Here is a 5939-nt window from a genome sequence, read left to right on the forward strand (position 1 = left end):
GGGCGAGCCGCTCGGGCTCGGCGAGCGCGCGGGCCAGGAGCTCGTCGGAGGGCGCGGGCAGGTGGTTGCCCGCGGCGCGCTCCTCCTCGCGCAGTGCGCGTCCCAGGCGGCGCAGGTCGGCGGCGTCCATGCCGGCCAGGGGTGAGGCCAGGAGCGTCAGGGCCGTCTCGGTGTCGAAGCGGCTGCCTCCTTGTGGGTCTTCCTCCGTCGGGCTCTGCGCCACCGCCTTCAGGGCGGTCAGCAGCGGCGCGACCGCCGGTTCGTGGCGCAGCGGCAGGTCGTCGCCGTCGATGTCCAAAGGGACGCCGGCTGCCGTGAGCGCACGGCGCACCACCGGAATGCTGCGCGTACCCGCGCGCAGCAGGACGGCCATGTCACTCCATGGGATGCCGTCCTCCAAGTGGGCGCGGCGCAGGATGTCCGCGATGTTGTCGAGCTCGGTGCCGGACGTCGGGTACGTGTACACCTCGGCCCGGCCGCCGTCACGCACGGGCGTGAGCGCGCGGTGGGCACGCACCTTCTCTGCGGGCAGCCGGGTCAGCGGCATCCGCTGGGTGACGCGGCGGGTGGCTTCCAGCAGGTCGGCGCCGGAGCGCCGGGACGTGGTGAGGACCTCCACCGGCGCGGGCAGGCCGTCCGCGCGCGGGAAGTCGCCCGGGAAGTCCAGGATGCCGTTCACATCGGCGCCGCGGAACGTATAGATCGACTGGTCCGGATCACCGAACGCGAACAGGGTGCGACCGCCGCCAGCGAGGGCGTGCAGCAGCCGGACCTGCGCCGGGTCGGTGTCCTGGTACTCGTCGACGAACACGGCGTCGTACTGCGCGGCCAGCTGGTCGGCGACCTCTTGGCGGCGGGCGAGGAGCACGGCCCGGTGCACGAGTTCCGCGTAGTCGAGTACTCCTTGCATGTCGAGCACGTCCAAGTACTCGGCGAGGAACGTGGCAGCCGCGCGCCAGTCCGGTCGGCCCAGGCGTCGCGCGAAGGCGTCCAGGGCGGCGGGCCCGAGGCCCAGCTCACGGCTGCGGGCGAGGACCGCACGCACCTCGTCGGCGAAGCCCCGCGTGGTGAGACAGGCGCGCAACTCATCGGGCCAGCGCACGTGGCCGAGACCGGCCCGCTCCAGGTCGATCTGGCCCGCGAGCAGCTCGCGCACGGCGACGTCCTGCTCGGGGCCGGACAGGAGGCGAAGCGGCTCGACGAAGAGTTCGGCATCCTGGTGGGCGCGTACGAGCGCGTAGCAGAACGAGTGGAATGTCGTCGCCTGGGGAGCCCGAGCGGCTCCTATGCGCAGCGCCATACGATCACGCAGCTCGACGGCGGCCTTGCGGCTGAACGTGAGGACAAGGATGCGCTCGGGTTCGGTGCCCTTGGCGATGCGGGCCGACACGGCCTCTACAAGGGTCGTGGTTTTTCCTGTGCCCGGCCCCGCCAGGACGAGCAGGGGCCCGTGGGCGTGGTCAACCACCGCGCGCTGATGTGCGTCCAGACGAGGGGGGTCCGCGGGAGCCGGTCGGGTACGTACCAGCCGATACGCACCGGGGACCCCCTGTCGAACCTGGTGCTGCGACAGGTGCCGGGTGGACGAAGAGGAGCTCACGTGGATCGCTGGTCCTGGTGGGTGTGCTGGTGGTCGAAGCGCCGTCCGGTCGGGGCGGTGGTCACGGGGTGAAGGAGGTGTCTGCCATCGACGGTGCCGTCGACGCTACGCCGTCGAGTGTGGCGGAAGCCGAGCTTCCGGCGCCTCTCCCCCAGCGCTCCCGGCACAGGTGTGCCCCGTCTCACGAACGGATACGGACGTGGCGAAGTGCCCCACCTGCCCCTTTTCCCCCGTACGGGCCACCGGCGCCCCACCCGCGCGCGGGATGGCCGAAGCTGTCAATTGTGAGCTTCCGTACGTGTCCTGCCGTCCCATCGCGCCCGCTTCATGTCGAGGCGCGGCACGTGGCCCTCGGCGGCGCGGGAGGCCTCACGAAGCGGCGTGCCCTCCTCCCTGTAGTGCCCGAGTGCTCCCAATTCGTGGCCGGGGAGCAGCGCCCCGTCCGCGCGCACCACGCGCCACCACGGCACGGCGCCTCCGTAGAGGGACATCACACGCCCCACTTGGCGCGGCCCGCCCTCCTCAAGCCATTCGGCGACGTCCCCGTACGTCATGACCCGCCCCGGCGGGATCAGTTCGGCGACCTCCAGGACCCGCTCCGCGTACTCGGGCAGGTCGCCCGCCGGCTCGCTCTCCTCGCTCATCCGGCCCATCCTGCCCCACGGCACCGACAATCTGGAGAGATCTCCAAGCGGCGCTCTGGAGACACGTACGAGAAGGCGCTTGCCGACGACTCCGGGCTCCTCAAATGCACCCTGATGCCCCCCTATCGCGATGGGACATGCCACCATCGTGCGGGCGGTGACTGGTGATACGAGATCAAGAAGAGACGACGGAGCAGAGCGTGCACCCCGACAAGGCGGAGGGCACCTCTGTGACACCGGCGCGCCCTGAAGAGACGGCCGGGGAGGCCGCCGAGGAGAAGCACGAGCAGCCGCTGCACGATCCGGACTGCGTCGACGCCGACACCCACGTGGAGCAGGTCGACGGCGACGAACCGTTGCTCCCCGCGCGCGTGCACCGTCCCTCCGACCTGATGCGCCTGCTCGTGGGCCTGCTCGCGATCGCCGTCCTGCTCGCCATCGCCGCGTTCGCGCACGCCACGACCTCCGGCTTCGCCCAGGACATCGACAAGGGCACCGGCCAGGCTCCGGACCTGCTGACCAAGTTCGCGGGTCTCGCGTCGAGCATCGCGATCCTTCTCGTGCCGGTCGCGTTCGCCATCGAGCGGCTCATCAAGCGCGACGGGCTGCGGATCGCCGACGGCGTGCTCGCGGCCGTGCTCGCGCACGGAGTGACGCTCGCGACCGACCTCTGGGTCGCCAAGGCCGCACCTCAGTCCATCCAGGACGCGCTCACCAAGGTGTCGCCCGGCGACATCCATGCACTCACCGACCCCGTGCACGGCTACTTGGCGCCCGTCATCGCCTACATGACGGCCGTCGGCATGTCCCGGCGACCACGATGGCGGGTGGTCCTGTGGGTGGTGCTGCTCCTCGACGCGTTCGCCATGCTGGTCACCGGTTACACCACACCGTTCTCGATCATTCTGACGATCCTCATCGGCTGGACCGTCGCCTACGGGACGCTCTACGCGGTCGGCTCCCCCAACGTGCGGCCCACAGGGCAGACGCTCCTCGCCGGGCTGCGGCACGTCGGCTTCCACCCCCTGCGTGCCTCCCGCGAGGAGGCTCATGAAGGCGCCACCGAGAACGGCGACCGGGGGCGGCGCTATTTCGTCACCCTGGAGGACGGCCCCCCGCTGGACGTCACCGTCGTCGACCGGGAACAGCAGGCGCAGGGCTTCTTCTACCGCGTGTGGCGGCGTCTGACGCTGCGCGGCATCACCCAGCGCCGCAGCCTCCAGTCGCTGCGCCAGGCCCTGGAGCAGGAAGCACTGCTCGCCTACGCGGCGATCTCCGCGGGGGCGAACGCACCGAAGCTGATCGCCACGTCCGAGCTGGGGCCCGACGCGGTGATCCTCGTGTACGAGCACATCGGCGGGCGGTCCCTGGACACGATCCCGGACGAGGAGATCACCGACGAGCTGCTGCGGGACACCTGGCACCAGGTGCAAGCACTGCAGTCCCGGCGGATCGCACACCGGCGGCTGGCCGGCGACGCGATTCTGGTGGATCGTTCCGGCACGCTGTTCCTGACGGACCTGCGCGGCGGTGAGATCGCCGCGGGCGACCTGGTCCTGCGGATGGACATCGCCCAACTGCTCACCACGCTGGGCCTGCGGGTGGGCGCCGAACGGTCCGTCGCCTCCGCGGTCGGCGTCCTCGGGCCCGACACCGTCGCCGACTGTCTGCCACTGCTGCAGCCGATCGCGCTCACCCGCTCCACCAGAGCCACGCTGCGCAAGCTCGGGCGGGAGCGCGCCCAGCGCGAGCGCGAGGCCGTCCTGGAGGCATCCAGCAGGGCCAAACAAGCACGCCTGGAAGAGGCCACCGAGGCCGACAGCGACGAAAAGAAGTCCGTACGCGCCGAGAAGAAGTCCGAGAAGGCCGAGCGGCAGGCCGAGAAGCGGGCCATCGACGTCGCCCTGGACGAGGCGCGCGAGGAGGACCTGCTCACCCAGATCCGCCATCAAGTGCTGCGCATCCGCCCCCAGGCGCCCGTCGAGCCGGCCCGCCTGGAGCGCATCAGGCCGCGCACGCTGATCAGTTTCATCGCCGGCGCGATCGGCGCGTACTTCCTTCTGTCGCAGCTCACCCACATCGACTTCGGCGCCATAGTGGGCGAGGCCGAGTGGGGCTGGGTCGGGCTCGCCGTGGTGTTCTCGGCGCTCAGCTACGTGGCGGCGGCGATGAGCCTGTTGGGCTTCGTGCCCGAGCGGGTGCCCTTCATGCGGACCGTCGCGGCCCAGGTCGCCGGTTCGTTCGTGAAGATCGTGGCTCCTGCGGCAGTCGGCGGCGTGGCGCTCAACACGCGCTTCCTGCAGCGCGCAGGCGTGCGCCCCGGTCTCGCGGTGGCCAGCGTCGGCGCCTCGCAGTTGTTCGGCATGGGAAGCCACATCCTGCTGCTGCTGACCTTCGGCTATCTGACAGGGACGGAAAAGACGCCTTCCTTGTCGCCGTCCCGCACGGTCATCGCGGGCCTGCTGACGGTCGCCGTCCTTGTCCTTGTGATGACGTCCATTCCCTTCCTGCGGAAATTCGTCGTCACGCGCGTGCGGTCACTCTTCGCCGGCGTTGTGCCCCGCATGCTCGACGTACTGCAACGGCCGCGGAAGCTGCTCACCGGCATCGGCGGCATGCTGCTTCTGACCGCCTGCTTCGTGATGTGCCTGGACGCCTCCATCCGCGCCTTCGGCGACAACACGACGAACCTGAGCCTGGCCAGCGTCGCGGTCGTCTTCCTTGCCGGTAACGCGCTCGGTTCCGCCGCGCCGACCCCGGGTGGCGTGGGCGCCGTCGAAGCCACCCTGACCGTGGGCCTGATCGCGGTCGGCCTGCCGAAGGAAGTGGCCGCACCGGCCGTACTGCTGTACCGGCTGCTCACCTTGTGGCTGCCCGTGCTTCCCGGGTGGTTGTTCTTCAACCACCTGACACGTAAGGGCGCTCTTTAGACAACCTTTGAACATGGCCCTGCACGACGCTCCTCCTGTCCTAGGCCAACGGAACACTCGCTCCTGCTTTTTGGTTGCGTGACCACGGTCCCTAGTAGGGGGACTTTCGGCCCGCGGAGGGTGTCCGGCCCGGACGTAGCGTGATCCGGTGGGCTCAGATGTGCCCGGCAGGGAGTACACGCCATGCGTTCAACGATCATCATCGGGGGCGGAATCAGTGGGCTCGCCGCAGCGTGGGAGCTGCGGGGCCGTGCCGACGTCACCGTCCTGGAGAGCGCCCCTCATGTAGGCGGGCAGATGCGTTCCGCGTACGTGGCCGGCGTCCCGGTGGACGTGGGGGCAGAGGCGATGACGGCGCTGCGCCCGGAGGCGATCGGCCTCGCCCGCGAAGCGGGGCTGGGAGAGGCGCTGTGCGATCCCGCCCGTGCGGCCACCGTCGTCTGGTCCGACGGGGCACTGCGCGCCTTCCCCACCGGGCACGTGATGGGTATTCCGGTGGATCCGTCCGCGCTGACCGGCACCGGCCTGCTGTCCGACGACGGCGTCGAGCGTCTGCGCCGCGAGGACGCGCTCCCCACGCGCTGCCTCGACCGTGACGTCCCTGTCGCCGAATACCTCTCCGGGCGGATCGGGCGGGAGGCCGTCGACCGGCTCGTCGCGCCGCTCGTGAGCGCGCGCGACGGCGGCTCGGCCGACCGGATGTCCCTGCGGGCGGCGCTCCCCCGGCTCGCCACCGCAGCCGATCGCGGCGGGTCCGTGACCGGG

At 70.8% G+C, this 5939-nt stretch carries 4 protein-coding genes; 2 read left to right on the top strand and 2 right to left on the bottom strand.

Going from position 1 to position 5939, the window contains the following annotated elements; genetic code table 11:
* A partial coding sequence (locus G3I40_RS02705; RefSeq protein WP_164300530.1) for an ATP-dependent helicase occupies positions 1-1600 on the bottom strand: 1600 nt, incomplete at its 3' end.
* Positions 1601-1878: 278 nt separating this feature from the next.
* Entirely contained in the window at positions 1879-2244 is a 366-nt protein-coding gene (locus tag G3I40_RS02710; RefSeq protein ID WP_164300531.1) for an MGMT family protein, read from the bottom strand.
* A 164-nt stretch (positions 2245-2408) separates the two neighbouring features.
* On the opposite strand from G3I40_RS02710, the gene G3I40_RS02715 reads away from it, so the two are divergent.
* Both G3I40_RS02715 and G3I40_RS02720 read left to right on the top strand, forming a co-directional pair.
* Positions 2409-5174 carry a lysylphosphatidylglycerol synthase domain-containing protein gene (locus G3I40_RS02715; protein WP_164300532.1) on the top strand — a complete coding sequence of 922 codons (2766 nt, stop codon included), beginning with the start codon at positions 2409-2411 and terminating at the stop codon, positions 5172-5174.
* Between the two features lie 183 nt (positions 5175-5357).
* Positions 5358-5939: FAD-dependent oxidoreductase (locus tag G3I40_RS02720; protein ID WP_164300533.1), on the top strand; the 582-nt coding region annotated here is incomplete at its 3' end.

The organism is Streptomyces sp. SID14478, from assembly GCF_010548525.1.
Classification (GTDB): Bacteria; Actinomycetota; Actinomycetes; order Streptomycetales; family Streptomycetaceae; genus Streptomyces.